The sequence below is a fragment of the Halobacillus dabanensis genome (assembly GCF_900114165.1).
In the GTDB taxonomy this organism is placed as follows: Bacteria; Bacillota; Bacilli; order Bacillales; family Halobacillaceae; genus Halobacillus; species Halobacillus dabanensis.
In genome coordinates, this window is sequence record NZ_FOSB01000009.1 from 25,621 (window position 1) to 52,485 (window position 26,865).

Annotated in this window: 31 protein-coding genes and 1 pseudogene; 18 read left to right on the forward strand and 14 right to left on the reverse strand. The window is 41.5% G+C overall.

Annotation, left to right across the window (positions count from 1 at the left end):
- Positions 1–9 precede the first annotated feature (9 nt).
- A complete protein-coding gene (locus BMZ58_RS14820) occupies positions 10–846 on the reverse strand; it encodes an STAS domain-containing protein (protein ID WP_075037346.1) in 837 nt (278 codons plus the stop codon).
- Between the two features lie 164 nt (positions 847–1,010).
- Between BMZ58_RS14820 and BMZ58_RS14825 the strand changes: the two genes are divergently transcribed.
- From BMZ58_RS14825 to BMZ58_RS14875, 11 genes and pseudogenes are all read left to right on the forward strand, one after another.
- Positions 1,011–1,472, forward strand: coding sequence for a DinB family protein (locus tag BMZ58_RS14825; protein WP_075037347.1), 462 nt, complete (start codon positions 1,011–1,013; stop codon positions 1,470–1,472).
- Between the two features lie 7 nt (positions 1,473–1,479).
- Complete coding sequence (locus tag BMZ58_RS14830; protein WP_075037348.1) at positions 1,480–1,959, forward strand: hypothetical protein; 480 nt, start codon at positions 1,480–1,482, stop codon at positions 1,957–1,959.
- A gap of 619 nt (positions 1,960–2,578) precedes the next feature.
- Positions 2,579–3,790: pseudogene (locus BMZ58_RS14835) on the forward strand (acyl-CoA dehydrogenase family protein).
- An 8-nt stretch (positions 3,791–3,798) separates the two neighbouring features.
- Positions 3,799–4,578 carry an SDR family oxidoreductase gene (locus BMZ58_RS14840; protein WP_075037349.1) on the forward strand — a complete coding sequence of 260 codons (780 nt, stop codon included), beginning with the start codon at positions 3,799–3,801 and terminating at the stop codon, positions 4,576–4,578.
- Between the two features lie 218 nt (positions 4,579–4,796).
- Positions 4,797–5,195: an acyl-CoA thioesterase gene (locus BMZ58_RS14845; RefSeq protein WP_075037350.1), complete on the forward strand. Its 399-nt coding sequence runs from the start codon at positions 4,797–4,799 to the stop codon at positions 5,193–5,195.
- A gap of 12 nt (positions 5,196–5,207) precedes the next feature.
- Positions 5,208–6,269 (forward strand): phosphotransferase family protein, encoded by a 1,062-nt coding sequence (locus BMZ58_RS14850; protein WP_083412818.1) that lies wholly within the window; start codon positions 5,208–5,210, stop codon positions 6,267–6,269.
- Position 6,270: 1 nt separating this feature from the next.
- On the forward strand, positions 6,271–7,008 hold the full coding sequence (locus BMZ58_RS14855) for a 2-phosphosulfolactate phosphatase (RefSeq protein ID WP_075037351.1): 738 nt from the start codon (positions 6,271–6,273) through the stop codon (positions 7,006–7,008).
- Positions 6,995–8,767: an acyl-CoA dehydrogenase family protein gene (locus BMZ58_RS14860; RefSeq protein WP_075037352.1), complete on the forward strand. Its 1,773-nt coding sequence runs from the start codon at positions 6,995–6,997 to the stop codon at positions 8,765–8,767. Before BMZ58_RS14855 ends, BMZ58_RS14860 begins: the two co-directional genes overlap by 14 nt.
- 16 nt (positions 8,768–8,783) lie before the next feature.
- Positions 8,784–9,569 (forward strand): enoyl-CoA hydratase/isomerase family protein, encoded by a 786-nt coding sequence (locus tag BMZ58_RS14865; RefSeq protein WP_075037353.1) that lies wholly within the window; start codon positions 8,784–8,786, stop codon positions 9,567–9,569.
- Between the two features lie 11 nt (positions 9,570–9,580).
- Positions 9,581–10,555 (forward strand): quinone oxidoreductase family protein, encoded by a 975-nt coding sequence (locus BMZ58_RS14870; RefSeq protein ID WP_075037354.1) that lies wholly within the window; start codon positions 9,581–9,583, stop codon positions 10,553–10,555.
- 94 nt (positions 10,556–10,649) lie between these two features.
- Positions 10,650–11,201, forward strand: coding sequence for a GNAT family N-acetyltransferase (locus tag BMZ58_RS14875; RefSeq protein ID WP_075037355.1), 552 nt, complete (start codon positions 10,650–10,652; stop codon positions 11,199–11,201).
- 88 nt (positions 11,202–11,289) lie between these two features.
- On the opposite strand, the gene BMZ58_RS14880 is transcribed toward BMZ58_RS14875, so the two are convergent.
- The 5 genes from BMZ58_RS14880 to pxpB form a co-directional block, all read right to left on the reverse strand.
- A complete protein-coding gene (locus BMZ58_RS14880; RefSeq protein ID WP_075037356.1) occupies positions 11,290–11,952 on the reverse strand; it encodes an O-methyltransferase in 663 nt (220 codons plus the stop codon).
- Positions 11,953–12,175: 223 nt separating this feature from the next.
- A complete protein-coding gene (locus tag BMZ58_RS20825; RefSeq protein WP_139207354.1) occupies positions 12,176–13,366 on the reverse strand; it encodes an NRAMP family divalent metal transporter in 1,191 nt (396 codons plus the stop codon).
- Positions 13,367–13,402: 36 nt separating this feature from the next.
- Entirely contained in the window at positions 13,403–14,170 is a 768-nt protein-coding gene (gene pxpA, locus BMZ58_RS20830; protein WP_139207355.1) for a 5-oxoprolinase subunit PxpA, read from the reverse strand.
- 14 nt (positions 14,171–14,184) lie between these two features.
- A complete protein-coding gene (locus BMZ58_RS14890; RefSeq protein ID WP_075037357.1) occupies positions 14,185–15,186 on the reverse strand; it encodes a 5-oxoprolinase subunit C family protein in 1,002 nt (333 codons plus the stop codon).
- Entirely contained in the window at positions 15,183–15,896 is a 714-nt protein-coding gene (gene pxpB, locus BMZ58_RS14895) for a 5-oxoprolinase subunit PxpB (RefSeq protein ID WP_075037358.1), read from the reverse strand. The genes BMZ58_RS14890 and pxpB overlap by 4 nt, the downstream gene beginning before the upstream one ends.
- Positions 15,897–16,082: 186 nt before the next feature.
- On the opposite strand from pxpB, the gene BMZ58_RS14900 reads away from it, so the two are divergent.
- Together BMZ58_RS14900 and BMZ58_RS14905 are read left to right on the forward strand one after the other, a co-directional pair.
- Positions 16,083–16,541 (forward strand): DUF2188 domain-containing protein, encoded by a 459-nt coding sequence (locus tag BMZ58_RS14900; RefSeq protein WP_075037359.1) that lies wholly within the window; start codon positions 16,083–16,085, stop codon positions 16,539–16,541.
- A 326-nt stretch (positions 16,542–16,867) separates the two neighbouring features.
- Positions 16,868–17,062, forward strand: a complete 195-nt coding sequence (locus tag BMZ58_RS14905; RefSeq protein ID WP_075037360.1) for a YwbE family protein — start codon at positions 16,868–16,870, stop codon at positions 17,060–17,062.
- Between the two features lie 194 nt (positions 17,063–17,256).
- Here the strand turns inward: BMZ58_RS14905 and BMZ58_RS14910 are convergent, their stop codons facing one another.
- The 4 genes from BMZ58_RS14910 to BMZ58_RS14925 form a co-directional block, all read right to left on the reverse strand.
- A complete protein-coding gene (locus tag BMZ58_RS14910) occupies positions 17,257–17,655 on the reverse strand; it encodes a hypothetical protein (protein WP_075037361.1) in 399 nt (132 codons plus the stop codon).
- A 477-nt stretch (positions 17,656–18,132) separates the two neighbouring features.
- Positions 18,133–19,128, reverse strand: a complete 996-nt coding sequence (locus tag BMZ58_RS14915) for an acrylyl-CoA reductase family protein (protein WP_075037362.1) — start codon at positions 19,126–19,128, stop codon at positions 18,133–18,135.
- An 18-nt stretch (positions 19,129–19,146) separates the two neighbouring features.
- Positions 19,147–19,338, reverse strand: coding sequence for a hypothetical protein (locus BMZ58_RS14920; RefSeq protein ID WP_075037363.1), 192 nt, complete (start codon positions 19,336–19,338; stop codon positions 19,147–19,149).
- Positions 19,339–19,542: 204 nt separating this feature from the next.
- Positions 19,543–20,178 carry a hypothetical protein gene (locus BMZ58_RS14925; protein ID WP_075037364.1) on the reverse strand — a complete coding sequence of 212 codons (636 nt, stop codon included), beginning with the start codon at positions 20,176–20,178 and terminating at the stop codon, positions 19,543–19,545.
- 235 nt (positions 20,179–20,413) lie between these two features.
- Between BMZ58_RS14925 and BMZ58_RS14930 the strand changes: the two genes are divergently transcribed.
- Entirely contained in the window at positions 20,414–20,974 is a 561-nt protein-coding gene (locus BMZ58_RS14930; protein WP_083412829.1) for a M15 family metallopeptidase, read from the forward strand.
- A gap of 109 nt (positions 20,975–21,083) precedes the next feature.
- On the opposite strand, the gene BMZ58_RS14935 is transcribed toward BMZ58_RS14930, so the two are convergent.
- From BMZ58_RS14935 to mreBH, 4 genes are all read right to left on the reverse strand, one after another.
- Positions 21,084–22,004 carry a ketopantoate reductase family protein gene (locus BMZ58_RS14935; RefSeq protein ID WP_075037366.1) on the reverse strand — a complete coding sequence of 307 codons (921 nt, stop codon included), beginning with the start codon at positions 22,002–22,004 and terminating at the stop codon, positions 21,084–21,086.
- A 21-nt stretch (positions 22,005–22,025) separates the two neighbouring features.
- Positions 22,026–22,397, reverse strand: coding sequence for a DUF1428 family protein (locus tag BMZ58_RS14940; RefSeq protein WP_075037367.1), 372 nt, complete (start codon positions 22,395–22,397; stop codon positions 22,026–22,028).
- 30 nt (positions 22,398–22,427) lie between these two features.
- A complete protein-coding gene (locus tag BMZ58_RS14945) occupies positions 22,428–22,733 on the reverse strand; it encodes a hypothetical protein (RefSeq protein WP_075037368.1) in 306 nt (101 codons plus the stop codon).
- 395 nt (positions 22,734–23,128) lie between these two features.
- Entirely contained in the window at positions 23,129–24,136 is a 1,008-nt protein-coding gene (gene mreBH, locus BMZ58_RS14950; RefSeq protein ID WP_075037369.1) for a rod-share determining protein MreBH, read from the reverse strand.
- Between the two features lie 313 nt (positions 24,137–24,449).
- On the opposite strand from mreBH, the gene BMZ58_RS14955 reads away from it, so the two are divergent.
- From BMZ58_RS14955 to BMZ58_RS14970, 4 genes are all read left to right on the forward strand, one after another.
- Positions 24,450–25,193: a YkgJ family cysteine cluster protein gene (locus tag BMZ58_RS14955; RefSeq protein WP_075037370.1), complete on the forward strand. Its 744-nt coding sequence runs from the start codon at positions 24,450–24,452 to the stop codon at positions 25,191–25,193.
- Between the two features lie 49 nt (positions 25,194–25,242).
- Positions 25,243–25,659, forward strand: coding sequence for a DnaJ family domain-containing protein (locus tag BMZ58_RS14960; RefSeq protein ID WP_244151603.1), 417 nt, complete (start codon positions 25,243–25,245; stop codon positions 25,657–25,659).
- Positions 25,660–25,763: 104 nt separating this feature from the next.
- Positions 25,764–26,429 carry an SOS response-associated peptidase gene (locus BMZ58_RS14965; RefSeq protein ID WP_075037371.1) on the forward strand — a complete coding sequence of 222 codons (666 nt, stop codon included), beginning with the start codon at positions 25,764–25,766 and terminating at the stop codon, positions 26,427–26,429.
- Positions 26,430–26,516: 87 nt separating this feature from the next.
- Entirely contained in the window at positions 26,517–26,855 is a 339-nt protein-coding gene (locus BMZ58_RS14970; RefSeq protein WP_075037372.1) for a hypothetical protein, read from the forward strand.
- The last annotated feature ends 10 nt before the right edge of the window (positions 26,856–26,865 follow it).

Genomic DNA, 26,865 nt, shown 5'->3' on the forward strand with positions numbered 1-26,865 from the left:
AGTTCTAGTTTAGAATGACTCTCCGGTTAACGCTTGTGCGAGTGTTGCGGTTGTTTTCACTTGTTTAAAATCGACACCCAGTTGTACAGCTGTCTGAGCTACTTCGGGACGGATGCCCACAACTGTTGAAGAGACTCCGATTAATCCCAGGCTATCAATTAATTGGAAAATCTGATGAGCTACCATGGTATCGACGAGGTAAACACCGGAAAGGTCGATGAAAATGGCATCAATGTCTTGCTCTGTACAGTTTCGGAGGGTGTTTTCCATAATGGTGGTAGCGCGTTCTGTATCTATACTACCTACTAATGGAAGGAGTGCCCGGTCATTTGATAGTTGAATAAGTGGTGAGCTTAGCTCATTGATCACTGCTTTTTGTTGCTCAATTTGCTTATTAAATTGATTAGACTTTTCTTCTGTAACTTTTAACATGATTTGGTCAAAAGCTTCAATTAACAGACGTTCCCATTCATTCTCTAAAGAGCTGGATATCTCTATTTCACTTTTATTAATGAATTCCGGGAGAAAATCTAAGTATTGTTCGCGGACACGGATGAATTCACGTATGATGTCATGGGTAGGCGTCTCAATATGCCCAGGATCTTTCCCGACTTTAGTGATCCATTGGTTCATTCGTTCATAGAATTCACTGGTTTCTAAGATGAAAAGTTGGGATAAATACTTATGAAATTCAAAATTTTGTGCTTTAAGATTAATGATCGTATCGATATCCTGAGAAGCATAGACTCCGGATGTGCTGTTTTTATCCAAAGAATTATACCATTCTTCCGTTAGAGTGGAGGCTTTTTCCAACAGAAAATCATGTAATGCCTGGTTCGGGTTCATTGTTCACGCTCCTCTCGATATTTGAACCTCTAATGGAGTAAAAGGAGAGGGTCATAATTAAATCTATTATATATGGTCTAACTCTCCATTTCCAATTTCAGTGTTTTATTTTGAGATGTGATAGTTGTACTTAATACTTAAATAAGGATAGAAGGAGTGAAAGTATGAGCACCAGAGAGATACTAATCGAACAAATAAAGACGGTACATGATGAGAATAGCTGGTTTGTTTGCTTTAATTATGCTGTTAAAAACCTTGATGAAAAACAAGCAACAGAAAAGAAGCAGGATCAATACCATTCCATTTCTGAAATCGTCCAACACCTTTACTTTTATAATGAAAGGTATTTAAGCCGATTCCAAGGAGAAGAAGTACCTGAGAAACCAAGGCATTACGACACTTTTCAAAATCATGGAAATATAGGGTGGGAAGAGAGAGTTACAGACTTTCAAATGGTTATGAGCCTTTTTAAACAAGAGCTGGAGTCATGTAACGAAGAAAAATTAAAAGCCTGGGGGGAGACGCTATCCAACTTATTTATGCATAATGCGTACCATATCGGACAAATTGTAACAATAAGGAAGCAAAATGGATGGTGGGGAATGAATCCTGTTGTAAAAGGATAAGATTTTTATGAAAAAATATCTCGCCATTATTGGGGCCTTAATAGGTTTACTAATCATTAATTTATTCATTGAGGCGGAAGATCACCAGAAAGCTTTTGAGAAATCTTCGATTAAGGAAATCAAAGTAGAGATAGGTGGTCAGTCCCACCAGTTGGAAGGAATAATCGTTTGCATGGAAGAAGAGGATTGTACGGCTTCTGAAAAAGAACGCAGTGTGGAGAAGCTTAAAGAGGAAGTGGATATACCAGAATATGAGGTAGAGAGAGGAACGACGGTGGATTTGTCTTTTTCAACAAGGGAACCTGACCGAATCTCTTATACGGAGAGAGAAACAGCTACGGTTAAAGCAGGAACTTTAGAAGGGAAGAGTTTTGAGGTTTTTGGACTTGATGGGACAAAAAAGTTGTACGTGATGGAAGCATTATGGGAAAAAGAGAATAAAGTGCGGACTATTGTTTACTACCCTCTATATTTTACGGTAATGTAGGGGGCCATACACATAATCGTTTATCCATCCGATGAAACAAGACCTTTGCTATAGCTTGGTTAGTAGCTATCCATGGAGTCGGGCGACCTTATTGTTTATATATATAACTAACTTACTCTTTTGAGGATAGGGATGTGCCCCTGAAGGCTATGTCCCCTTTATACACTTTTGGAACGAAAGGTTGACTGCTTGTTTAGAACCTACTTAATCTTAGGCCCTTATAGAAAATGGACGGATGGTAGAGGACATCCGCCAAGACAATTATCATTTGTACACATACTTTATATTACCGATAGTTTATTGAAACTTGAGGTACATGGTTGACCACGCCATGGAAATTTTCCCTACGGTTAGATGCCAGCGTACACTGGCATCTTTTTTTGTCCAGGATTTAGATCCATTTTTCAGTTTTGCTGCGTCCACCCCCAGCGTGTAAACCTTTCCTTATAAGTTTTGTCTGTTCAGGCGACCTTTTTATATTTTTTAATAATGAACAATTTTGGACAACTATCTCTCAACACTAATGAATAACCATTCATATATGTTGAATTTTCTGAATAGCAGGTATAAAATATATGCATACTAACCGTTTGGTATGTTGAGGGGAGGAGAAGGTCAAGTGAACTTCGATTTTTCAGATAACGTGAAAGGTTATCAGCAACAATTGCAGCAATTCATGAATGAACATGTCTTCCCGAATGAATCGCTATATGAGGAGCAATTGAATCAGCAAGATGACCGTTTTTCAAAAGTACCGCCAATCATGGAAGAACTGAAGAGGAAGGCAAGGGAGGAAGGACTTTGGAATCTCTTTTTGCCTGATGATACATATGGTGCAGGGTTAACCAATCTCGAGTATGCACCCCTTTGTGAAATAATGGGTAAATCAATCATTGGTCCGGAAGTGTTTAATTGTAATGCTCCTGACACAGGGAACATGGAGGTTCTAGCAAGATACGGAAATGAAGAGCAAAGAGAAAAGTGGTTGAAACCTCTCCTTAATGGTGAGGTACGCTCATGTTTTTCAATGACAGAACCAGATGTAGCTTCTTCAGATGCGACGAATATTGAATCTAGTATTTTACGTGACGGAGATGACTACATTATCAATGAAAAAAAATGGTAGTCATCTGGAGCCGGGGATCCGAGATGCAAGGTTGCGATTTTTATGGGGAAAACAAATCCTAAAGCAAAACGTCATGAACAACAGTCTATGATTCTTGTGCCAATGGATACGGAAGGCGTACGCATTACCCGGATGTTACCTGTCTTCGGCTATGATCATGCGCCACATGGACATGCAGAGATTGACTTTGTAAATGTACGTGTACCAAAAGAAAATATCATATGGGGAGAGGGAAAAGGATTCGCAATCGCCCAAGGGAGGCTTGGTCCTGGCCGTATTCACCATTGTATGCGTTTAATCGGTGCAGCAGAGCGAGCACTTGAAGATTTATGTAAGCGTGTACAAAACCGGGCGGCATTTCATCGGCCTCTGGCTGAGCAAGGGGTGATCCGGGAATGGATTGCTGATTCAAGGATTGAGCTGGAACAGGCGCGGCTGTTGACTTTTAAGGCAGCGTATATGATGGATACGGTAGGCAATAAGGAAGCGAAGTCAGAAATAGCTATGATTAAAGTTGTAGCTCCAAACATGGCTTTGAGAGTGATTGATCGTGCTATTCAGGCCCACGGAGCTGCTGGTGTGAGTGAAGATTTTACTCTCGCAGCTCAATGGGCGAATTCAAGAACACTAAGACTTGCAGATGGACCGGACGAAGTACACAGAAGACAAGTAGCTAAACTCGAGTTATCAAAATATGAGGAGTGAACAGAATCATGCATGTGAAAGAACTGTTTGATCTAAAAGGAAAAACGGCCCTTATTACCGGTGGTGGCCGTGGCTTAGGGGAACAGATTGCAGAAGGATTAGCGGAAGCAGGCGCGAATATCGTTGTATGTTCCCGGAAAAGGGAAGCATGTGAAAAAGTCGCTTTAAGGCTGGAAAGCGACTGTGGTGTGGAGACGCTTGCTGTCGCCTGTGATGTCACTAACCAGGAAGAAGTCGAACAGGTAGTCAATAAAACAGTGGAGCGCTTTGGAACAATTGATATTTTAGTAAATAATAGTGGGGCGACTTGGGGAGCTCCAACACTTGAAATGCCTTTGGAAGCATTTCAAAAGGTGATGAATGTCAATGTGACTGGTACGTTTCTCATGTCCCGAAGAGTGGGGGAGGTGATGTTGAATCAAAAATCAGGGAAAATTATCAACATTGCTTCTGTCGCTGGTCTAGGGGGGGCAGATCCACGCTTTATGGAAACGGTAGGCTACAACGCGAGTAAGGGTGCAGTCATTACTTTCACCAAAGATTTAGCTGTTAAATGGGGAAAACATAACATACAGGTGAACGCTTTAGCTCCAGGTTTTTTCCCTACAAAGATGTCTAAAGGAGTACTGGAGCAGGGAGGAAATTTCATTCTGGATAGAACCCCGCTTGGAAGATTCGGTTCTGAGCAAGATCTGAAAGGTGCCGCTCTTTTCTTGGCTTGTCGGGCATCCGATTATGTAACGGGAGATGTCCTCGTCGTGGATGGTGGCATGCACGCATCCTGTTAAACGTAATCTCTTAAGTTAGGACGATAGTCATGAAAGAACAAATGATTGCAATGATTGATGGCATTAGACGGATATGAAAAAAAGCTTCAAGGTATTAGCCCTGGATGCATGGACCATGGCACAGACGATGCTTATGGATATCATGGAAGGAAACCTTTCAAAAATTTCATTTAATACAGAATTACAATAAAACAGTGGAAAGTGGAGGGGGAAAGAAAATGCATGAAATCGAAGTGAATATACGATTTTGTGAAACCGATTTATTGGGGCATGTCAATAATAATAATTTCTTTGTATATATGGAAGATGCCCGCATCAATTTTTTTAAGGATTTAGATTTAGTTGGTGATGATTGGAATTTCATTATTGCTTCAACGAAGTGTGATTTCATTAAACAGGTATATTTCAACCAGACGCTATTGATCCGCAGTCACGTTGGGAGAATCGGCAATTCTAGTTTTCATTTAGAACAGGAAATGTTTGAGAAGGATTCTGGGGAACTAGTCGCTAAAGGTTTATCTGTCGTCGTCCACTTCGATTTTGAACACCAAGAGAGCAGCCCTTTATCACAAAAGATGAGAGAATCACTTGAATCTTTTCAGTTGGCAACAAAGTAAAGGAGGATTGTCATGGTATACATGAAAGATACAAGGCCAGTCCGCCAGGGAGAAGAGTTAGACGCAGAAAAAATAGAGGGTTTTTTGCGTGAAAATATGGAAGTCCCGACTGGTGCCTTGAAGGTGAGACAGTTCGGAGCTGGTCATTCAAACCTTACTTACGAACTTTCTGTAGGGGAAAAGTGGAAAGTGGTATTGCGGCGCCCGCCGATGGGACCTGTAGCTCCGAAGGCACACGATATGGAACGTGAATTCCGGGTTCTTCAATCGCTCCACCCTGTGTTCCCTCTTGCCCCTAAACCTTATTTATATGAATCAGGTGAACTAATTGGCCGGCCATTTTTCCTCATGGAAAGAAGAGAAGGTCTTATTTTCAACCAAACGTTCCCAGAAGAAGTAGAAAAATCTATTCAACTGGGAAGAGAGATCTCAGAGACGATGGTTGATCGTTTAGTAGAACTCCACTCTATCGACTATCGGAAGACAGCGCTTAAGGATATGGTGAAACCAGAAGGATTCATGGAAAGACAAGTTTACGGTTGGATCAAACGCTATGACCGAGCAAGAACAGATGATGTTGTTTCTGGAGAAAGGTTGAAAAAATGGTTGTTAGATCATATACCGGATTCCGAGGAAGCTTCGGTCATTCATTATGATTATAAATTGAATAACGCCTTGTTTAGTAAAGAAGAACCTTCGAAAATGGTCGGACTTTTTGATTGGGAAATGACGACCGTAGGAGATCCTCTCGCTGATTTAGGGGCTGCGATGAGTTATTGGATTCAAAAGGACGATCCTGAGTTGCTACAAACTGGACTCGGTAAGCCTCCCGTCACAGTTGAAGAAGGGTTCTATACGAGAGAGGAGTTCATTCAACGTTATTCAGAAAAGAGTGGGCGTGATAGTAGTGAGATTCATTACTATTTGACATTCGCCTATTTCAAACTTGCAGGTATAGTTCAGCAAATATATTACCGTTATAAGCAAGGACAGACAGATGATCCTCGTTTTTCTAGAATGAATGTATTCGTAAATAATCTAATCACTCATGCAGAAGATACAGCAGGACTTTAATATGGGAAAAATACAGGTCATCTTCAAAAAGGAAGACATCCGTCCGGAAGACTTGAAGGGTAAGGTGGTTGTAGTTTTTGATATTTTATTTGCTACATCAACCATTACCGCAGCTATTGCAGACGGAGCTGCCAGTGTAATTCCTGTGTATAGTCCCGAGCAGGCGCGGGAAACCGCAAAGAATTTCCCCCATCCTTTTCTTATGGCTGGTGAGGATCAGGGAAAGCGGATTGATGGATTTCATCCTCCTCTCCGTACTCACTTAAACCCGGTTATCCAAAATAAGCACCTTATTTTGACGACAACGAATGGAACAGTTGCTTTACATCAATCTAGAAAAGCATCCCATTTGTATGCAGCCTCGTTACTTAATAACCCTGCGATGGCCAGGTTTCTGAATGACCACCACCAAAGTGGAACTATTGTATTGGTGTGCTCCGGATCTAGCGGACGATATACGATAGAAGATTTTTATGGGGCCGGGAGCTTGATCAACCATTTACTTCGTCAAGGAGAATGGGAATTATCCGATGCTGCGACTACGGCGATCCATTTTTTTACGGGATGTAGCGAAGCGAGAGAAGTGTTAAGGAATTGTCGTATTGGCCGTTTACTAGTGGAAGCAGGATTGAACCCAAAGGAAATCGACTTTGTCGCAAAGGAAGGCTTGTTTGACACTGTACTTGCTTATAACAATAAAAATGGGCAAATCAAGGAGGTAAGAGATGCAACCTGTTAAACAAAAGGTTAGTGGAGGAAAGTTTTTAATAGCTGAAATTGCTTCAGACTCTATCTTTACACCAGAGGATAGGACAGATGAACATAAAATGATTGCTGCCACCGCTCGACAATTTATTACCCGGGAAATCCACCCACATCGTAAACGTATAGAGGAGGGTGATTACGACTTAGTAGCAGAAAAAATGAGGAAAGCAGGAGGTCTTGGTCTGCTTGGTCATAGTATTCCCGAAACTTATGGGGGTCTGGGACTTGATAAGATTAGTAAAGGGATTGTAGGTGAATCTCTTGGAAATGCCAGCGGGTATAGTGTCGCTCACTCGAATCACACCTGTATTGCTACGTTGCCGATCACTTATTTCGGGACAGCTGAGCAAAGGAGAAAATACTTGCCCAAGCTTGCTTCAGGGGAATATATCGGGGCATATTGTCTAACAGAACCGGAGGCAGGCTCAGATGCTCTTTCGGCTAAAACGACCGCCAGTTTAAATGAAGCGGAAACACATTATTTATTGAATGGAACGAAAATTTATATCACCAATGCGGCATTCTCTGATACGTTCATTGTTTATGCGAAGGTGGATGGAGAACACTTTACAGCTTTTATTGTAGAAAGAGATTTTACTGGCCTTTCTATTGGACCAGAAGAAGACAAGATGGGGATCAAAGGTTCATCCACTTGTTCAGTGGTGATGGAGGATTGTGAAGTGCCTGTAGAAAATCTCCTCGGTGAGATTGGTAAAGGGCATTTGATCGCTTTAAATGTGCTTAATCTCGGTCGCTTTAATCTTGGGTTTGCAACTAGTGGAGCTGCTAAACACTGTTTCCAGATGGCCCTTGAACATACAAAGGAAAGGAAACAGTTCGGGAGAAAGATTGCTGATTTTTATGCTAGTAAAGAAAAGTTCGCTACTATGGCAGCACAAATTTACGGTACAGAATCTCTTCTGTACAGAACAGCCGGCCATATAGAATCCTCACTCGGAAGTTATTACGAGTCTTGGGACCTTATTGCAACGGCCAAGGCGATGAATGAGCATAAACTCGAATCTGCCATTTGCAAAGTGGCTGGATCTGAGACGCTTAATGATGTCGTGGATGAAGCTCTACAGCTTCATGGAGGGGCTGGTTTTATTAAAGAGTATCCGATAGAACAGGCATATCGTGACTCAAGGATTAATCGCATTTTTGAAGGGACGAATGAAATCAATCGCTTATTAATCCCAGGTGCTTTCTTTCAAAAAGCGGCAAAAGGAGAGTTTGATGCACCATCCTTGATGGAAAAAGCGGAGTACTCTCTCCAAAAAGGTAAATACAAGCGGGGAGATGGAAAGTTAGAAAAGTGCAAGGAAGCAGTTGCGTTATTCAAAGACCTATTTCTCTTAACGGCAGGGACTGCTTACCGGACATTTGGAAATTCCATACAAAACGAACAGGAAACATTGATGAAACTTGCGGATGTCACTATTGAAATCTACCGCACCGAATCAGCTGTTTTGCGTACGGAAAAAGCCATTGACCAGAATGATGCACAGAAAGAATTGAAGGAAATGTTGACATTGATTGTAATAGAACAGTCCACCTTCACTGTTTACAAATCTGTGGTGGCATTGTTTTCTTCTCTTCTTCAGGGGGAGGAAAGAAGACAGGCATTGAGGAAGGTTGCAACACTAATAAGTGAATATCAGTTCGAAGGGGCACTTGAGCGGAACAGGAAAATTGCTGATGAAATGTTAGAGGCTGGCCAGTACGTATCATAAAAAGGGGATGAGATTTATGAAATTAGGTAACGACCATTTAACTGTAGATGTGAAAGGTCCTGTCCTTTCTTGTGTTTTGAATAGACCAGATGCGTTAAATGCTTTTTCCAATCAAATGATTACTGGACTTCAAGAAGCATTGGAGGAAGCAGAACGTAATGATGAGGTGAAAGTTGTCATCCTTTCTGGTGCAGGGCGTTCGTTTTCCGCTGGTGGTGATGTGAAAACAATGGGGACGGCATCGGCCGAACATCTTTATAATCACATTGGTGTATTGAATCAATTAATTCTGAAGATCAAGGACTTAGCTAAGCCTGTGGTTGCTGTCGTGCATGGGTACGCAGCGGGGGCCGGCTTCAACTTGGCTCTTGCATGTGACCAGATTTTAGCCGCAGAAAAGAGTAAGTTTGTCCTTAGCTTTGCACAAGTGGGTCTCGTATCTGATGGAGGCGGGCATTACTTTTTGTCGAAATTGATAGGGCCATATCGAGCAAAAGAGTTATTGTTCCATGGCGAGCCTATTCCAGTAGAGACCGCTGTCGAATGGGGCATGGTGAATCGCGTCTTCCCTCTAGGGGAATTGGAAGAAGAGGCAATGAATTATGCCCTTAGGCTTTCTAAGGGACCAGGACGTGCGATGGGAATGATGAAGAAAATAGTGGATCAAGCTGACAAATCAGATTTAGCGACAATCCTGGAACAAGAGCGAATAACTCAAACGATGATGGCAGCGACTGAAGATCACAAGGAAGGAGTCCAAGCATTTAAGGAAAAACGCAGACCAAACTTTATAGGGAACTAAGGAGGAGAATAATGAAAGCGATTCAATTCAAAGAATTCGGGGATCCTTCTGTATTAGAAAAGGTTGATGTGGCAAAGCCAGAGCTGGCAGAAGGAGAAGTGCTTGTGAAAGTGTCTGCTATTGGCGTGAACTATGCAGATACCGCAAGGAGAGAAGGGGCGTACGTAGTCCCGACCCCTCTGCCGTTTATTCCAGGAGCAGAGGTAGCAGGTACCGTAGAGGAGGTAGGCGAAGGATCTACTCGTTTCAAAAAAGGAGACAGGGTCGTAACGTTGATCGGTTCAGGAGGTTACTCAGAATATGTGAAGACAAAAGAAAATACCCTGATTCCAATTCCCGCTGGTGTTTCGGATGAAACAGCCGTGGCACTACCTCTTCAAGGGTTGACGGCTTATCATGTCCTAACAACGATGGGGAGGATGGAAAAAGGAGAAACGGTTCTTGTTCATGCTGCTGCAGGTGGTGTCGGATCATTAGCTGTGCAATTGGCTAAGATCTTCGGTGCTGGCAAGGTCATCGCTACAGCCAGTACTTCAGAAAAGTTAAAGCTGGCCGCTGATTTAGGTGCCGATCATGCAATCAATTACACCAATGCAAACTGGCGGGAAGAAGTCATGGAGGCTACTGATGGAAAAGGAGTAGACGTTGCTCTTGAAATGGCCGGAGGGAATGTTTTTCACGAAACCGTCAAGTGTATGAGAGGGTTCGGTCGAGTCGTCGTTTATGGTGTAGCAAGTGGAGATCCTGCAAGTATGTATCCATCCGGCTTGATGAATCGTAATTTGTCTGTCATAGGATTCTTTTTACCGCAAATTATGAAAAAACCAGTTTTGTTTGAGAAGAGCTTGAATCAGCTATTGCAAATGGTGAATACTGGGGGCCTAAAGCTGACTGTTGGTGGAGTGTTCGATTTGGAGGAAGCCGCCCATGTTCACGAAATGATGCAAGAGAGAAAGACGAAAGGAAAGATTGTTCTGAAACCATAGAATTGAAAAGTACGGCAGATTATTCTCTGTCGTACTTTTTGAAGGAAGAGAGGAGGAATTTGTCGAATAGTAGTGGGGAAGGAGGGTCTAAGAATTGTTTGTACATAAGATTGATGAAGAACTATCATTAAAAATGATTGACCATAGAGATGCGGAGGAGTTGTTTGAGTTATCAGATCAATCGAGAGACCATATTCGAACGTGGTTGCCCTGGATCAACTTTACTAATGAAGTAGAAGACACGAGAAACTATATAAAATTCAGTTTAAAAAGATATGCTGAAAATGACGGACTCACCATTTGTGTTCTGTTTCATGGAAAGATTGCAGGGGTTGTTGATTTTCATGAAATCGATGATAAGAATAAAGTAACAAGTATCGGCTACTGGATGGGAGCAGAGTACAAAGGGAGGGGATTACTTACAAGAGCTTGCCGGTTTCTGTTCAGTTATGCTTTTGATGAGCTAGGAATGAACCGAATTGAAATTAGGGCTGCTACAGAAAATGTGAAAAGTCGTGGTGTGCCTGAGAGGCTTGGGTTCCGTCAAGAAGGAATCATAAGACAAGCAGCTAAATTATACGATGAATATACGGACCATGTCGTTTATGGTATGCTGAAATCAGAGTGGAACAAAGCCTCTTCCTAAGACAGGAAGAGGCTTTGTTCGATAAAGATGTCTAATTTTAAATGGAGTCCAATGTATATCATGGGGACTAGGGAGCAGCATGGGTTTTCTATTGTACAACGGCCAGCACGAAACCATCATATCCTTTACTTCCTACCGTCTGGAATGCTGTAGAATCCAGACGGGGATGGTCTTTCAAGAGATCGAACATTTCGCGGATTCCATTGATGCTTGGGTCGTTGCTTTCTTCATCTAAAAGCTTTCCGTCTCTGACAACATTATCCACTAATATAGTTGTTCCTGACTTTGATAATTTTAGAGCTTCTTTTATATATCGCGGATTATTGTTTTTATCAGCATCGATAAAAACAAAATCGAATGGTTCACGTCCTTCTAAAGTGGGCAAAGACTCCGCAGCTGGTCCGACAATTATTTCAATCTTATCCTTCACTCCGGCAGTTTCCATGTTTTTGGAAGCGACTTCTGCATGTTTAGGGCTGAATTCGAGGGTAGTAAGATGGCCTTCAGCAGGAAGAGCCTTCGCCATCCAAATACTACTGTAGCCACCTAGTGTACCTATTTCCAACACATTCTTTGCCCCTTTCATTTTCACAAAAAGCTGAAGTAATTTCCCTTGGGTGGCAGAGACATCAATAGAAGGCAGGTTTGCTTTTTTGTTGGCTTGCAAGATTTGGTTCATGACAGGGTCTTCTGGTATTAACTGATCAACGAAATAATCGTCAACTTTTTTCCACGTTTCTAATGAACTCATATGAATCTCTCCTTATGTACTCTTTCTTTTATTTTAAGCTTCCTCCATTAAAAACACGAGCGATAAGTTATTGATTTGTGACATATTAAGCAGCAGGCAGGTCGTTTTTCTCAAGCTGAGCTTCCTCTTCTCAGGCTGGCGGGATGAGTACTCCTTATTCCACGGAGTTCAATAATAAAAAGGCTCAGAGTATTTTTACCCTGAGCCTTTTTATTATTGAAACTTAGCTGAATAGTTTTGGTATTCCTTGAATTAATGACATACCACCCATATAAGACATGGCGATAACGATCAGTACCCCGAAAATGGTGAGCCAAAGGGGATGTTTGTAATCCCCGACAATTTTTTGTTTATATGCAGCAACCAACATGACGCCGAGGGCAATCGGTAATATTAATCCATTCAACGATCCCACGAGAATCAAAACTTTTACTGGTTTGCCGACTGATACGAACACAGTTGTTGATATGACAATAAATCCAACGATGAACCACTTGTGATATTTGTTAATTGTTTTACTGAATGTACGGATGAAAGAAACGGATGTATAAGCGGCACCGACGACTGAGGTCACAGCAGCGGCCCACATGATGATTCCGAAAATTTTATACCCGATATTACCAGCGGCTGCCTGGAAAACAGAAGCTGGTGGATTTTCCGGATTTAAAGTAAATCCTGAGGCTACGACACCAAGAGATGCAAGGAAGAGGAAAATCCGCATGACTGAAGCGATACCAATAGCTGATACGGAGCTTTTTGTTACTTGCGGTAGTGACTCTTTTCCTTTCACCCCTGCATCTAAAAGGCGGTGACCACCGGCAAAAGTGATATAACCTCCGACTGTTCCGCCGACTAGAGTAATAATGGCAAGAAAATCAATGGTATCCGGAACGAATGTTTTAGCTACAGCTTCTCCAACAGGAGGTTGAGCCGAAAACATGACGAAAATAGTCAGGCCAATCATAATAAAACCTGCGATTTGTGCGAAGCGGTCCATCACTTTTCCGGCTTCCCGAACAAGAAACACGGCTACTGCGACAATGCCGCTGAACAGTGCTCCCATTTCGGGGGAAATGCCAAAGAGGACGTTCGTACCTAAACCGGCACCTGCGATATTTCCTATATTAAAGGCTAGGCCGCCAGCTACAATAAGAATCGACAAGAGGAGACCAAGTCCTGGCAAAAGGCTGTTAGCGATGTCTTGTGCTGGCTTTTCGGAAATCGCGATTATCCGCCAAATGTTAAGTTGAGCGCCTATATCTATGATAATCGATATCAGAATAACAAATCCGAAGCTTGCTGCGAGTTGTTGAGTAAAATGAGTCGTTTGTGTTAAGAAACCTGGGCCGATGGCGGAAGTTGCCATCAGGAATGCAGCTCCTAACAAGAGACTTCTAGTTGATTGTTCCTTCATGGGGCAGCTCCTTTTCTAAGTAAGTAGTATTATTAGTTAGATGAATTTAGCTATGGGTTGGAGTTCTATTTCCGACTCTTTCAAAGCTTTTGTTATATAGTTGGCGAATTCTATGGCACTTTCCCCATCCCCGTGGATGCATATCGTTTGGACGTCTATATCGATATCTACATTTTGGAGGGTTTGTACTTTGTTTTCTTTGATCATGCGTATGACTTGATTGACGGCCTGTTCATGATCTGTAATTAATGCATTTGGTTCTCTTCTTGATGTTAGTGTACCGTCCTGCTGATAGGTACGATCGGAGAATACTTCACTGGCCGTTTTCAGTCCATGTTTTTTCCCGGCGTTGACCAGTTCGCTTCCGGCGAGGCCGAAGAGAATCAATTCAGGATCAATATCGTAAACAGCTTTAGCGATTGCATTTGCTAAAGAACTATCTTTAGCGGCCATGTTGAATAAAGCTCCATGTGGCTTGACGTGTTGCAGTTTTCCACCTTCTGTATCGACGAATCCTTTAAGGGCACCGATTTGATAAACGACCATGTCGTAAACTTCTTCCTCGGAAACGTCCATAGGGCGACGGCCGAAACCAGCAAGATCAGGGAGTCCAGGGTGAGCGCCTATGCCGACATTGTGTTCTATAGCCATTTTCACTGTTTTTTTCATAATGGAAGGATCACCAGCATGATACCCACAAGCAATATTGGCAGACGTGACGTACTTCAGTATTTCATCGTCACGTCCAATCCTATAATTGCCAAAACTTTCTCCCATATCACAATTCAAATCAACGATGTGCATGTATTTCTCCCCTTTTATAAGTACTTTGTTTTTATTCCTCTTTGAAGTTGCTTAAGTTTAGTCTCATGGTGAAGTAGCAGTCTTTGAGCTGCATCATGAGAGATTTGTTCAAAGGTTAAGCTCTCCCCGGGTCGCATTTGAGCTATTCTTGGTAAATCAACAGAGGCCACTTGTCCGATTTTTGGATAGCCACCAGTTGTTTGACGGTCAGCTAATAGGAGAATAGGGTTACCTTCTGGTGGAACCTGAACTGTGCCGAACGCTACAGCTTCTGAAAGAATGTCCTTCTTTTCTTTAAGTTTCAAAGTAGAACCGGTCAAACGATAGCCCATCCGGTCAGACTTAGAATCAATCGTGTAGGGAGTGTGGAAAAAATCATACTGACTTTGAGTCTCAAACAGGTCGTATTCCCGACCAGGCATAACGCGAATAGGGTGTTTGGCTCCAATGTAATCGGTGAATGATGAGTCTACAAACCAAGGGGCTTCCCTTAACCGTTCTTTTGGATCGGAAGGGGTAAGCTTTTTCATTAAGTATTGTGAATCTTCGCTCTGTCTCCCAATGGTCAAAGTATCGCCTTTTTCCAGGGGTCGGCCTTTGTAGCCACCAATTCCTGCCCGGATATAAGTAGAAGCACTTCCCATAACAGTCGGTACTTCAAACCCGCCCGCTATGGCTAAATAACTTCGGAAACCACTCTTTGGTTGGCCAAAACGCAATTCGGTCCCTTTTTTTATGTAGACAGGCTTCCACATGGATACGGGTTCACCGTCAATCATAGGGGTAAGGTGGCCGCCGCATATAGCGATACAGGTATCTTGCTGGAATTCAAGAACGGGACCCATCAAGGTAATTTCCATTGTGGGAACATTTGTAGTATTACCAACTAGCTGGTTGGCAATCCGATGACTGTCTTGATCCATAGCTCCACTGGCAATGACACCGTTCTTTTGATTTCCATAGCGGCCCTGATCCTGGATTGTAGTCATCAATCCTGCTTTTAATACCGAGATCATTCTTCATCCTCCTTCATCTCTTTATAGTCTTCTGCGTTGATACGAGTAAAACGTATCCGGTCGCCGGCTTGAAGGAGGGAGGGTGTTTCCTTTTTAGGATCGAATAATTTCACAGGTGTACGCCCGATCAACTGCCAACCTCCTGGGGTTTCAATTGGATAAACGCCGGTTTGTTCTCCTGCGATTCCTACAGACCCAGCTGGGATGGTTAATCTAGGGTCATCTCTTCTTGGTGTGGCAATCTTTTTATCCATGCCTCCGATATAGGGGAAGCCTGGCGCAAATCCAATCATATAGACGAGATACTCACCTTCCATATGAGTGGCAATCACTTCTTCTTCTGTCATGTTATTCCGTTTTGCTACGTAGGGGAGGTCGGGCCCAAGTTCTCCACCATAGCAAACAGGAATATCTATTGACCGGCTAGTTTGCCCATGGTCTTTAAGTTCAGAAAGCATATGGCGCATTTCCTCTTGAACCCAATCATAAGGAAGCTGGTTTGCCTTTGATATGTGGTTAGCTATGTAAAAAGGGTCATAGAAGATGGTCACTGTGGTGAAAGCTGGAATGTATTCCACCATCCAGTCCGGCTTTTCTCGATCTAAATGGCTGGCGACCTTTCTTACTTCATAATTGGTTTCCTCATCAATCCTATCCCCGAAATCAATGATGAGTGCTTGATCCCCTAGTGGGTGCATAGTCTGTTCCATTCATCTACCTCCTTTGTGAATAACATCTGGTTGTCGAATCGTGTCATACTTCCCAAAATTATTCTTCCTTTATCGTATCCTATTCTATACTCTCTTTCAATTTGTAGTTAGTTCCATGGCGGGTTTAAGAGCTTTAGAAAGAAGGAATAGTATAGATGAATGACTAATATGGAGGAGGATGGAAATATGCCTTGGGATACAGAAGATTATCCAAGTTCCTTAAAGAATTTAGAAACGCCGATCAGAAAGAAGGCCATTGATATAGCAAATGCCATGATTGATGAAGGATATGACGAGAATCGGGCTATTCCAATTGCAACAGAGCAAGCAAAAGAATGGTATAGCAATGCGGATGAAAAAGAAATAAATAGCGTAAAGCAAATGAGTGATCAGGCTTTGAGAAGCAGAGATGAAGATCGGGATAAATCGGAAAGCCGACCTGAACTTCTCGACAAGGGGCAGCATGTTGTTTCCCATAAAGACGGATGGGCAGTAAAGACAGAAGATGCTAAAAAGCCATCCGAGGTATTTGATAATAAAGATGAGGCAGTTAAAAGAGCCAAAGAGATTGCTGATAATAAAGGGACTCAAGTTATTATTCATAAGAAAGATGGAAGTATTCAGGAGAAAGTCTCGTCTAAATAAGAATTACACCGTACAATTTTAAAAAAACGTCTATATAGCCAGTAAAAGGAAACAATTTAAGATCATTAAAATCACAATAGGTCAGATGAGATGGAAGGCACCTGTTTTTAATGGTGCTTTTCTTTATGCCAAGGTGATGAGAGGAATAATATTCACCTGGTAGAAGTAAGTATTAACGGAATCCATAGCTTTGAAGAGTATGAAATCATCTTTGTAACAAGGAACCGGTACGGTCGTGAACGAGGCTACTGGAGGTTTGGGGCTGGCCCTGTTAACGACGGAATGTGGTAATATAGGCTTGGAGCCAAATGATTGGAGGGAGCTACATGACTGGACAAACAAGAAGCGATATACGTATTGGTGCAGAAGTAGATATCGTATTGAAGAAAGATCAAAGAAGTGGTGCACTGACACGAGGTAAGGTTAAAGATATCTTAACAAAATCTCCTAATCACCCTCATGGTATAAAGGTACGGTTAGAAGATGGTCAGGTCGGGAGAGTGAAACAAATCCACGAATGAAAAGAAACCCCCCTCGCTTATCCAAAAGAGGGGGGTGTTTTATGAGCCGGAAATTATTACATGCAAATGTGAAAATGTGGACGGAATGTCATGGACAGTGACACCCATTCCAAACGGTCCCTTATATCGTAAGCCATCCGTTGTGGGGAAGGAAGGCCTCTACTTCAAGCCATTTTGCAAATAGAGGTTTGTATTTAAACAGTATTTTTTTGATGGATATAATGGCGATAAGGCATTTCAATTGTAAAGAAAGCGCCGTCTTCATCTTCGGTGGCCGCAAGAATAACGTAATGAGGTCCGAAAATTTTATCCATCGCATAGTCCCCATTGGCATAGGGTTCGTCACCAATGCTAAACCCGGTATCACGCAAATGTTGTTGCTTTTCTTCTGTAAGCTGGCTCGCTTCTGTGAGGTGAACCATAGGGCGGACAAGGGACGCTCCACCGGGTTCTTCAATATAGTCAAAATCGATTCTGATATCCACGGAATCCCGGGTGTCACCTAACATGTCTACGATGAATTCCTTGAACTCGGATAAGTCCATGAGAAAACGAACATCTTCTGGTTCAAAATTATCTAAGTATCGTGACATAAAGAACCTCCTTCTTAGCTCTTAAGGCTTATATTACCATGAAAGAGACTGAATAAACTTCATAGAATTGGAAAAAGCGAGCCGGACCGTCGTCCAACTCGCTTTTATTAGAGTTCCGCTTCCGCGTCATAGTTTTACCATGATGCATCCACTTTTGTTGTTTCGGAAAATATCAAGTTATGCTAACTTGTGTGTACTCACAAGTTTTTGGAACTAGGTCCATGTTATTGCCGCGGTTCATTAATTCTACATGGTAGTTTTTAGCAACTTAAACGACGCAATCCCTACCTCTATTGCATCCTTACAGCTCCGAAGCTGATCCAGTGTGATTAAGCTGTATCAAAACATAGCAGAATGCCAGTCTCATACTAATCACTCTTTTCTTTTCCGAGTTACCTTTTTTAAGGCACTAATAAAACATTATAATCCCTAAAACTGTGCATGTCAATAGTATGTGCTTTGAATCATAAACTACCATCAATCTATCATTTTTACGATAGAGCGGCCACGTGTTTTTCCTTGTAAAATTTTCTCTAGGGTTTCTGGTACTTGATCTAAGGAATGGACAACTTTTATCCGGTCGAATGAATCTTTCGTTTTTAAGTCATTGGCTAAACGGTGCCACACTTTTTTTCGTGTATCCATTGGACAATTAACAGAGTCAATACCTATAAGGCTGATACCCCTTAAGATGAAGGGGTAAACCTGTGTTGGGACTTTCATTCCTCCTGTAAGACCACTGACAGCAGCTGCACCACTGTATTTTAATTGTCCGAGAAGGGAGGCAAGCTGCTCTCCACCGACAGGGTCAACAGCCGCAGCCCACCTACTGCTACCGACGGGGCGTAAATTTCCATCATAAACGTCTTCTCTTGATATAACTTTTGAAGCGCCTAAATCTTTTAAGTATTCTTCATGTTCTTTACTACCCGTGCTAGCATCCACTTGATAGCCGCGCTTAGCTAGCATAGCAACAGCCATACTTCCCACGCCTCCGGAAGCTCCAGTTACAAGAACTGGTCCATCTTCTGTCGTGAGGCCGTTCTCTTCAAGTCTGTGGATAGACAAGGCGGCAGTAAAACCTGCTGTGCCATATATCATAGCTTCTTCCAAAGTCAATCCTTCTGGAAGGGGAACAATCCAATCTCCGGGTATACTGGCGTATTCGCTGAATCCGCCATGGTGATTGACCCCTATTTCATAACTGGTGGCAATAACAGGATCGCCTTTTTTAAAACGGTTATCATCCGAGTGGACGACTTCACCTGATAAGTCTATACCTGGAATGATCGGGTATTCTTTAACTAAAGGGTTGTCTGGTTGGGAAACCATCCCATCCTTATAATTTATACTAGAGTAATGGACTTTAATTAAAACATCACTGGAAGGCAAGTCATTATGGGAAAGGGATGTTATCCTCCCTTCGACACTGTCATTTGTTTTCTCCATACTGTAAGCTCTGAATTTAGTCACATGCTTCACCTCATTTATTTAAGGTCTAAGATCCTCATCGTAATCTTCTTCTGTTAAAGAGTCCTGTTTACTTTTGCTTCCTTTTTTCTGTTCTCGCTCTTCTTTCTTTATTTCTTCATCAGGTAATTTGTGTTCCAGTTTCTCTTTTTTTAGTTTTTCTTGGAAGCTTTGGTCGTTTTCGGCTAGTCTATTCCGTTTTTGATCAGACATTATTTCACCTCCAAAAATGTTTCCTTGATAACGTTCCTTTTTCTTTGAATGTTTAAACGTATTTTAAGGGTATAAAAAATATTGGACGAAATCCGGCTCTTGTTAGGAGGAGTGAGTTACTTTCCCGATTTTTGGGAGTCTTTCAGATAAGAGAGCTATAAAAACAGGTGCTTTAGAAAAAGCCATCCAGAGAATGGATGGCTTTCATTTGTTGGTGAATTTATTTTTGAAGGATTTAATGAAAGAAGATTGCCATAAGTAATCAAAGGCTGTACTGATAATCAGTCCGTGAATAATGACACCCAGAATGGTGAAGGTCACTAAGATGGTATGCCCGGCCGCAGTTTCGGGTTCGAAACCAGAACGCCCGAAAAAAGTTAGCGAAAGAATAGCGCTTAACCAGGCATCACTATAGGAATCAAGTTCGTTTTCTAATAAATTTAGAGGAATGATTAAAAGGAATACCAGGATGAATGTGACTCCTGTTACGGTGAGAAGATGTTGCCTTTTCAAAAAGCGGATAAAAGGCATCGTATAATATTTTGTTATGGATTTTAATCTCAGTAAATGAATAATCCTCGCAAATCGAGCAAACTGAAAAACAGCATCAAGAGGGATAGCGGCAATGACGATGAATGGGTGTTTTTTTACGAATCCCCATTTGCTTTCGCTTTTGTAAAGACGGTATAGGAAATCTAAAAAAAAGATCGACCATGTTCCCCAAATAATATAGCTATCATACCCTGTTTTTTTCCATATGGTAGCGACAGAAAGAGAGGCAAGCCCCACCATGAGTATTTCATAGAATGTTTTGCCAGGTTTTCTATTTAATAGTTTCATGGTTCTTCTCCCTTACGCTATTTTTGTCGAATGATTCTATTATATCATTCATATATAAAAAGAACATCCAAGTGTGACGTAGGTAACCAGTCTTTTATCCCCTTCAACTAGTTGGATATTCACATATTGGTTTTAAGAAGTAAGAGAATATGATTTGTCTATCGATCTACCTGTGGTATTCTCGAATTAACTTATCTATGAAAGGGTAATAAAAGTGCGCACTTTATCAAACATCATGACTTTTCTTTTTACTGTCAGTGTTGTTGCTCTTTTGCTTTATTATTTGATAACCAGAATTCAGTTTGAAGACCCACAAGGGTTGTTTTATAAAAAAGACGTCCCTATGCCGACCAGTCTACATCCCGTTGTCGAAGAGCGGAAAGAAGAGCTTGTAACCACTGTCGAGGAAAAAGGAATCAATATTGTCATAACAGAAGGTCATCGTTCCATGGAGAGACAAGATAAGTTGTATGAACAAGGTCGTTCTACAGAGGGGAATATAGTTACTTATGCGGAAGGAGGGGAATCGTATCATAATTACGGGCTCGCAATTGATTTTGCTCTAAAAACAGATCAGGGACAAGTGATTTGGGATACCGAATATGACGGGAATGGAAATGGTGAATCAGACTGGCTGGAGATTGTTGAAATTGCCAGGGACCTGGGTTTTCATTGGGGAGGAGATTGGGAGAATTTTAAAGACTATCCTCATTTGCAAATGGATTTTGGTTTATCCATTAGAGAATTAAAAAATGGAAAACGGCCAAAAGTGGATGAACACGTAGGTGAGGATTAATAAATTGTGAGGGATTTTTCCTGAGATAGTTGGATACCATAAAAAAATACTTCCTTAAAGGAAGTATTTTTTTATGGTCAATAAAGAGATTCCGGTAAAACAAAACGTTTTATTTTTGATATTCTTCATATGGTTTGATTACCGCGTGTATGGTTTCAATGTATGGCATCGGCAAATTGACTTCCTTTCCTAATCGTAAAGCCCCTCCGTGAAGGTGTTCTCCTTCCAGGGCCAGACCTTTCCTGCGATCTTGATGCATGGACGAAGTCATTTCATGGTCTAATCCGCGCAGCTTCTCAAAAGCGGTGTCCACATGCTCATCGGTTAGATTGATTTGATGAGCATTGGCTAGCATTTTCATCTCCTGCAACATTCGTTCAGCAATGCGGAATGTTTGCGGATAACTGCGTATAACGCCAATCGGCTGATTAACAGCTGTAGTAATACCGGAAAAGGCTGTTATAAACATGTATTTTTTCCACATATCTTCCAAAATGTTAGGACTGAGTGTGCCAGACATATTCGCTTGATTACAGGCTAGTGCAAGTTCCTCGCAAATTGCTTGCTGGGAAGGGTGGAGCGGGCCGAAAACAAGGTCATGGAACTGGCTGGAATGCACAACATGGCCAACTTCGTCCAGTGTCGCAATGATATAAGATAGCCCTCCTATCACCGCTTCTTCTCCGAGTTCTTTCTGTAAAATACTGATATGTTCCATGCCGTTCAGCACAGGATATACTTTAGCTGTTTTGTTTACTAAAGCTTTCAACCACTCCAGGGTACCGTGCAGATGATACCCTTTGACAGCTAAGAAAACAAGGTCCGGCTTGCTGATCTCTTCAGGACTGCGTGCAATTACTGGTTCTTTGACTTCGTAATCGCCCATTTCACTATGTAATTTCAACCCGTGCTTTTCGATTTGCTCTGCTCGCCCCTCTCGCACCAGGTTGATGACTTCATGTCCAGCTTCTTGCCATCGAGCTCCAAAATAAGCCCCTAACGCTCCTGCACCTAAAACAACAATCTTCATATTTCCGCACCTCCAATAATATTATGCATTCGCTTGTGAAGCCTTAACGGATGTAAAGCTCGAAGTTACTACACGATTCATTTCAACAATATCTTTAATATGTCCGTCAAGGTATTGGATGATATCGTCGGAACCGACATTTTTCATGATTTCATAATAATGGTCTTCGTTTTTGAATAAAGACTGACCTAATAGAAGTTCTTCATCCTCTTCCATTTCAATAAAATTGAGAAATCCCAAGGATCCTTGACGTCCGGTGAGTTCATTGGAATAGTAAATATTGTGGTCCAATGCTCCATGAGATTGGAGAATTTCACCTGATTTTTTTGTGATCTTCATAAAATCGTCCAAGTTTCTATCTTTGACTCTGAAAATGCAAATAATCGTGTACAGTTTTAGTTCCCCCTTTGAGCCCTGTTTTTCTTATGATTGATTTTCCAGTTTAGTAGAACGCCCTGCATCTATTAGAAGCACAATAGCAGAAACCGTGTGCATTACCCAACCAACGAATGGGATGGCACCAATTGCGCTAGTGATCATTCCGAGGATACTCCCAATATAAGAACGTTTCTGTTTAGCAGAAATGACTAGGGTGATTAAGTGGAAGACAAACATAAATAGTAAAGGTAACCAGGCATTGCTGAAAATGAAAGCTCCTCCAGCAATAGGAATAGCTAAAAATGCTTCACACCCTCCTGTCAGCCATTTTAATATTGTGGATAATTTCATACAATTCTACTCCTTGTTCTAAGTTTCTAATTAATATTTTCACTAAATCAGTGGCTATGAAACATTTTACCAAAAGCGTGAAAAGATTCTCTCCTGTATTCGGTATTTCGACAAAAGGCTTCGGTTATCCTTTGTTTACATAAAAAATTGAGAAAGAAAGGATGAACTTTGTTATAACTTATAGAAAATCGGAACCCAACGGTGAATAAAGGTATGAAAAAACCTTTGCAACAAGAGTTACAAAGGTAAGAGAGAGCTTTTGAGTTGGATTATTGACTTTGGAAGCAAGGTCCGTATTTATTTTTCAGTCCATTGTTCCGTGGAGAAAGAGCGCTCCACTGGCGCTGTTTGTCTTATACTTGTCGGGCTTCCTGATGCGTTTCCGCATTTCGATTCTACTTACTTGCTTTTTGTAGTTTTTGGATCATTTTCAGGCTGCGGCCTGTTCCGATGGCTACGGATTCTAGTGGGCTTGGGGCCATGTGTACGGGTACGGAAATTTCGTTGGACAACCAATCTTGCATGCCGTTAAGAAGGGCTCCGCCTCCAGTTAGGATTACACCGTGATCGACGATATCACCGCTTAATTCTGGTGGGCATTCTTCTAGTGTGGCACGGATTGTTTCTAGTAGTTGTTCAAGTGATTCTTTTAAGGCGCCCTGGATTTCCGTGGACTTTAGTTCAATTGTTTTCGGTAGTCCTGTCACCATGTCTCGTCCTCGAACTTCCATCGTTTCTTCTGGATGGTCAATGAGAGCGTATCCGATTTCCATTTTAATTTGTTCTGCTGTTCTTTCCCCGATGAGAACATTGTAGGCTTTACGGACGTGTTGAATGATTTCTTCATCCATGACGTCCCCTCCTGTACGGATGGATTTGCAGGAGACTACACCTCCAAAGGATATGATGGCGACTTCACTGGTTCCACCGCCAATATCAACGACCACGTTTGCAATGGGTTCGTCCACAGGCAAATCAGCACCAATGGCAGCTGCAATGGGTTCTTCGATTAAGTGAACATTTTTAGCGCCATAACTTTTCACAGCGTTATGAATGGCACGGCGCTCCACAGATGTGGATCCTGATGGGGTGCATATGACGACTGTTGGTTTACGCATGGAGAGCCCAGATTTCTTAGAGACTTTCTTTAATAGTTCTTTTAACATTTGGGCTGTCATATCGTAATCAGCAATGACCCCATCACGGAGTGGACGGACCGGGATAATATTCCGGGGCGTCTTTCCGACCATTTCTTTTGCTTCTTTTCCGACTGCGACGACATTTTTCGTTTCGGTATTAAAAGCGACAACGGACGGTTCGTTCAATAAAATTCCTTTAGTCTTCGAGTATATAAGTATATTAGCAGTACCAAGATCGATACCGATTTCTGCGTTAGATAACATGTAGACGTACCTCCAAAGATGACAGATTCTCTTATATGTCTTCTCATATCATAGGAGTTTTCTGGGGGTTGGACAAGAGGAAATTCGTGGGTAGTACGAAAGTTTGGAAGTTTGCATTTGATAATTCGGATCATCCAATAGTCTTGTGTAGATATATCCACTTTCCTATCCTTGGGGTATTATAGATAAAAATTGAGAGGAGCTTTGCTTACCGGGAGGAGAGCAAGGTTGTTTACGCTTTTCTTAAGTGGTGGTATAAACGGGCGCACCCAATGTATAATGGGTCTAGTTATTGGTAGAGGAGTTTTTCTAAATGAGTTTTTTGAAACATGAAGAAATTATTAAACGTTGTGAAAAGATCAACCAATCATACGAAATTGAACCAGAATTTTTCGATAGAATTGTGGATGATTTATTAGATAGTGAACAGGATACCGAAACTGTGATATTAAAGGGATTCAAGGGGTTGCTTGCTGAAGTAGATCATGAGATCGGGCGTATGGAGGAATACACATCTATGAAACCGAATTGTTTTATGGGGTGTGCCTTTTGTTGTTACTTCCCGATCGTCATTACGAAAATGGAAGCAAAGATGATGTTTCGATCGATAGAAAACTTTTCTGAGGACCGGAGAAAAGCACTATATGAACATTGGGACCACTATTTTGTACAACAAGAAGACAAGTTGAGACAAGCTACTGCAATGGATTATGAAGCACCAGAAACGAAACTCGAATATAAGAAGCTTGATTTACCTTGCCCGATGTTGAATCCAGAGACTCGGTTGTGTATGGCTTATGAAGTGCGGCCGATTCCTTGTCGTACGTATTTGAACTATAGTGATCCGCAAGTCTGTAAAGATCATCACATGCCGAAAGAACCATTCAGTTATGAATTTCTATATAATTTTTATTTTGGAAGTATTAATGAATTGATCCAGGCTTTATATGAAAATGGAGAAGACGTATTCGTTGATTACCCGATGGATGCTTGGAAATATGATTACCTTCCTAACTGGATCGAACAATGGAGAGCCGGGACGCTGAGTGAAATATAACTTTTCGAAAGTAAGGGACAATTCGGTGTCTTGACCTATTTTAGAATGAGTGAAAGTGTTGCTTAAAGAAAAAATAAATGAAGGAGCGAACAAAATGGACTTTGGTCATTTAATTGAAGAAAAGATCAAAAAGTCAATAGAACAGGGGGATTTTGACAACCTGCCAGGTAAAGGGAAACCACTTCCTAAAGATGAATTCACCCACTTGCCTTCAGAATTAAGGAATAGCTATCGAATTCTAAAAAATGCTAATATGCTTCCAGAAGAGATGGTAGTGAAAAAAGAAATCATCGAATTGGAAGAATTACTTGCAGAAGTTAAAGACCCACAACTCTCCTCGTATTATAGAAAAGAATGGAAAGAAAAAAAGCTGCGTTTTGACATGCTGATGGAAAAGAGAAAGCTGAACCAGTCCAATGCTTTCAGGCAATATCAGCATAAAATCGACCGCCATTTCGGTTTCTGATGTACTCCTTTAGTGACCAGCCACATCATTCATTTACTGTTTTAATAGTGTATTTATAGAACTGTTGGGGAATTGCTAGATGTAGATTCAGAGGAGGCGATTATGTGTGTGGACGATATACGTTGCTTGCTGAAGAGGCTGAGATTTTAAAAGAGTTTGGCATTACAAGCCATATCGAGGGATTTCAACCTCGTTTTAACATTGCTCCAGGGCAAAAGGTGGTTGCTGTCATCGATGACGGAAAACAAAGAAGAGCGGGCTTTATGAAGTGGGGGCTCGTTCCGTCCTGGTCAAAGGAACCTAAAGCTGGTTACAAAATGATTAATGCCCGAAGTGAGACGGCGCATGAGAAACCTAGCTATAAAAAGTTGATGAGCCAAAAACGCTGTCTTATTATCGCTGATGGTTTCTATGAGTGGAAGAAAACAGATAATGGGAAACAGCCTGTCCGGATTCAACCTGCAGGACGTTCTTTGTTCGCCTTTGCTGGGCTATGGGATCGCTGGGAAGGCGAAGATGAATCTCTTTTCACTTGCACTATTTTGACTCAGGAAGCAAACGAGTTTATGAGACCGATTCATAATCGGATGCCTGTCATATTACCTAGAAAAAAACAAAACCAATGGATTGAACCAGTGAAATGGGCTCCTCATAAAGCTAAAGATTTTGTGGAACAACTGACAATGGAAGATTTGACTTATTATGAAGTAAGTGATTATGTGAATTCTCCCAAAAACATGGGCGAAGAGTGTATACAACCATTAGTTTAATCTTATGGATGTAAACATTCTTTTATTTTAATCTCTTTTCCAGTATAATATTTCTAAATGTCATTTTAAGGGAGTTATTTTGCGTACATGGATATTAAGGCGCATATATTTACGAAATATTGGATTGATTTTATGAGGGATAGAAACGGTGAAGAAGCAGATCACCTTGCTTTTTCACCGTTTTCTCATTTATCGAGTTATAAGGAATTAATGAAGGTGCTCCCCTTTTTTGTGATCGATTCTTCTGAGACAGTTGTTTATACTAATAAACGATTTCGTGATCTGATTGAGGACATGGGCGATCAGATGCATAGCCACTCACTAGAATCTCCTATTTTACATATTGATCCCCTTTTAATGGTCAAAAAGATCTCCATGAATATGAACTGTGCTTCACAACTAATGAAAAAGAGTCAATCTGGTTAAGAGGGTACTT

Excerpts from the sequence above, each read along its gene's own strand:
- BMZ58_RS14920 (WP_075037363.1), bottom strand. The coding sequence starts at position 19,338 with ATGTCTGATCAAAAACGGAATAGACTAGCCGAAAACGACCAAAGCTTC.
- mreBH (WP_075037369.1), bottom strand. The coding sequence starts at position 24,136 with ATGTTATCTAACGCAGAAATCGGTATCGATCTTGGTACTGCTAATATA.
- BMZ58_RS14905 (WP_075037360.1), top strand. The coding sequence starts at position 16,868 with ATGACTGGACAAACAAGAAGCGATATACGTATTGGTGCAGAAGTAGAT.
- BMZ58_RS14855 (WP_075037351.1), top strand. The coding sequence starts at position 6,271 with ATGGGAAAAATACAGGTCATCTTCAAAAAGGAAGACATCCGTCCGGAA.
- BMZ58_RS14870 (WP_075037354.1), top strand. The coding sequence starts at position 9,581 with ATGAAAGCGATTCAATTCAAAGAATTCGGGGATCCTTCTGTATTAGAA.
- BMZ58_RS14880 (WP_075037356.1), bottom strand. The coding sequence starts at position 11,952 with ATGAGTTCATTAGAAACGTGGAAAAAAGTTGACGATTATTTCGTTGAT.
- BMZ58_RS14930 (WP_083412829.1), top strand. The coding sequence starts at position 20,414 with ATGACTTTTCTTTTTACTGTCAGTGTTGTTGCTCTTTTGCTTTATTAT.
- BMZ58_RS14850 (WP_083412818.1), top strand. The coding sequence starts at position 5,208 with ATGGTATACATGAAAGATACAAGGCCAGTCCGCCAGGGAGAAGAGTTA.
- BMZ58_RS14825 (WP_075037347.1), top strand. The coding sequence starts at position 1,011 with ATGAGCACCAGAGAGATACTAATCGAACAAATAAAGACGGTACATGAT.
- BMZ58_RS14865 (WP_075037353.1), top strand. The coding sequence starts at position 8,784 with ATGAAATTAGGTAACGACCATTTAACTGTAGATGTGAAAGGTCCTGTC.
- BMZ58_RS14840 (WP_075037349.1), top strand. The coding sequence starts at position 3,799 with ATGCATGTGAAAGAACTGTTTGATCTAAAAGGAAAAACGGCCCTTATT.
- BMZ58_RS14860 (WP_075037352.1), top strand. The coding sequence starts at position 6,995 with ATGCAACCTGTTAAACAAAAGGTTAGTGGAGGAAAGTTTTTAATAGCT.
- BMZ58_RS14900 (WP_075037359.1), top strand. The coding sequence starts at position 16,083 with ATGCCTTGGGATACAGAAGATTATCCAAGTTCCTTAAAGAATTTAGAA.
- BMZ58_RS14830 (WP_075037348.1), top strand. The coding sequence starts at position 1,480 with ATGAAAAAATATCTCGCCATTATTGGGGCCTTAATAGGTTTACTAATC.
- BMZ58_RS14910 (WP_075037361.1), bottom strand. The coding sequence starts at position 17,655 with ATGTCACGATACTTAGATAATTTTGAACCAGAAGATGTTCGTTTTCTC.
- BMZ58_RS20825 (WP_139207354.1), bottom strand. The coding sequence starts at position 13,366 with ATGAAGGAACAATCAACTAGAAGTCTCTTGTTAGGAGCTGCATTCCTG.
- BMZ58_RS14970 (WP_075037372.1), top strand. The coding sequence starts at position 26,517 with ATGGATATTAAGGCGCATATATTTACGAAATATTGGATTGATTTTATG.
- BMZ58_RS14820 (WP_075037346.1), bottom strand. The coding sequence starts at position 846 with ATGAACCCGAACCAGGCATTACATGATTTTCTGTTGGAAAAAGCCTCC.
- BMZ58_RS14945 (WP_075037368.1), bottom strand. The coding sequence starts at position 22,733 with ATGAAATTATCCACAATATTAAAATGGCTGACAGGAGGGTGTGAAGCA.
- BMZ58_RS14935 (WP_075037366.1), bottom strand. The coding sequence starts at position 22,004 with ATGAAGATTGTTGTTTTAGGTGCAGGAGCGTTAGGGGCTTATTTTGGA.
- BMZ58_RS14845 (WP_075037350.1), top strand. The coding sequence starts at position 4,797 with ATGCATGAAATCGAAGTGAATATACGATTTTGTGAAACCGATTTATTG.
- BMZ58_RS14955 (WP_075037370.1), top strand. The coding sequence starts at position 24,450 with ATGAGTTTTTTGAAACATGAAGAAATTATTAAACGTTGTGAAAAGATC.
- pxpB (WP_075037358.1), bottom strand. The coding sequence starts at position 15,896 with ATGGAACAGACTATGCACCCACTAGGGGATCAAGCACTCATCATTGAT.
- pxpA (WP_139207355.1), bottom strand. The coding sequence starts at position 14,170 with ATGCACATCGTTGATTTGAATTGTGATATGGGAGAAAGTTTTGGCAAT.
- BMZ58_RS14890 (WP_075037357.1), bottom strand. The coding sequence starts at position 15,186 with ATGATCTCGGTATTAAAAGCAGGATTGATGACTACAATCCAGGATCAG.
- BMZ58_RS14925 (WP_075037364.1), bottom strand. The coding sequence starts at position 20,178 with ATGAAACTATTAAATAGAAAACCTGGCAAAACATTCTATGAAATACTC.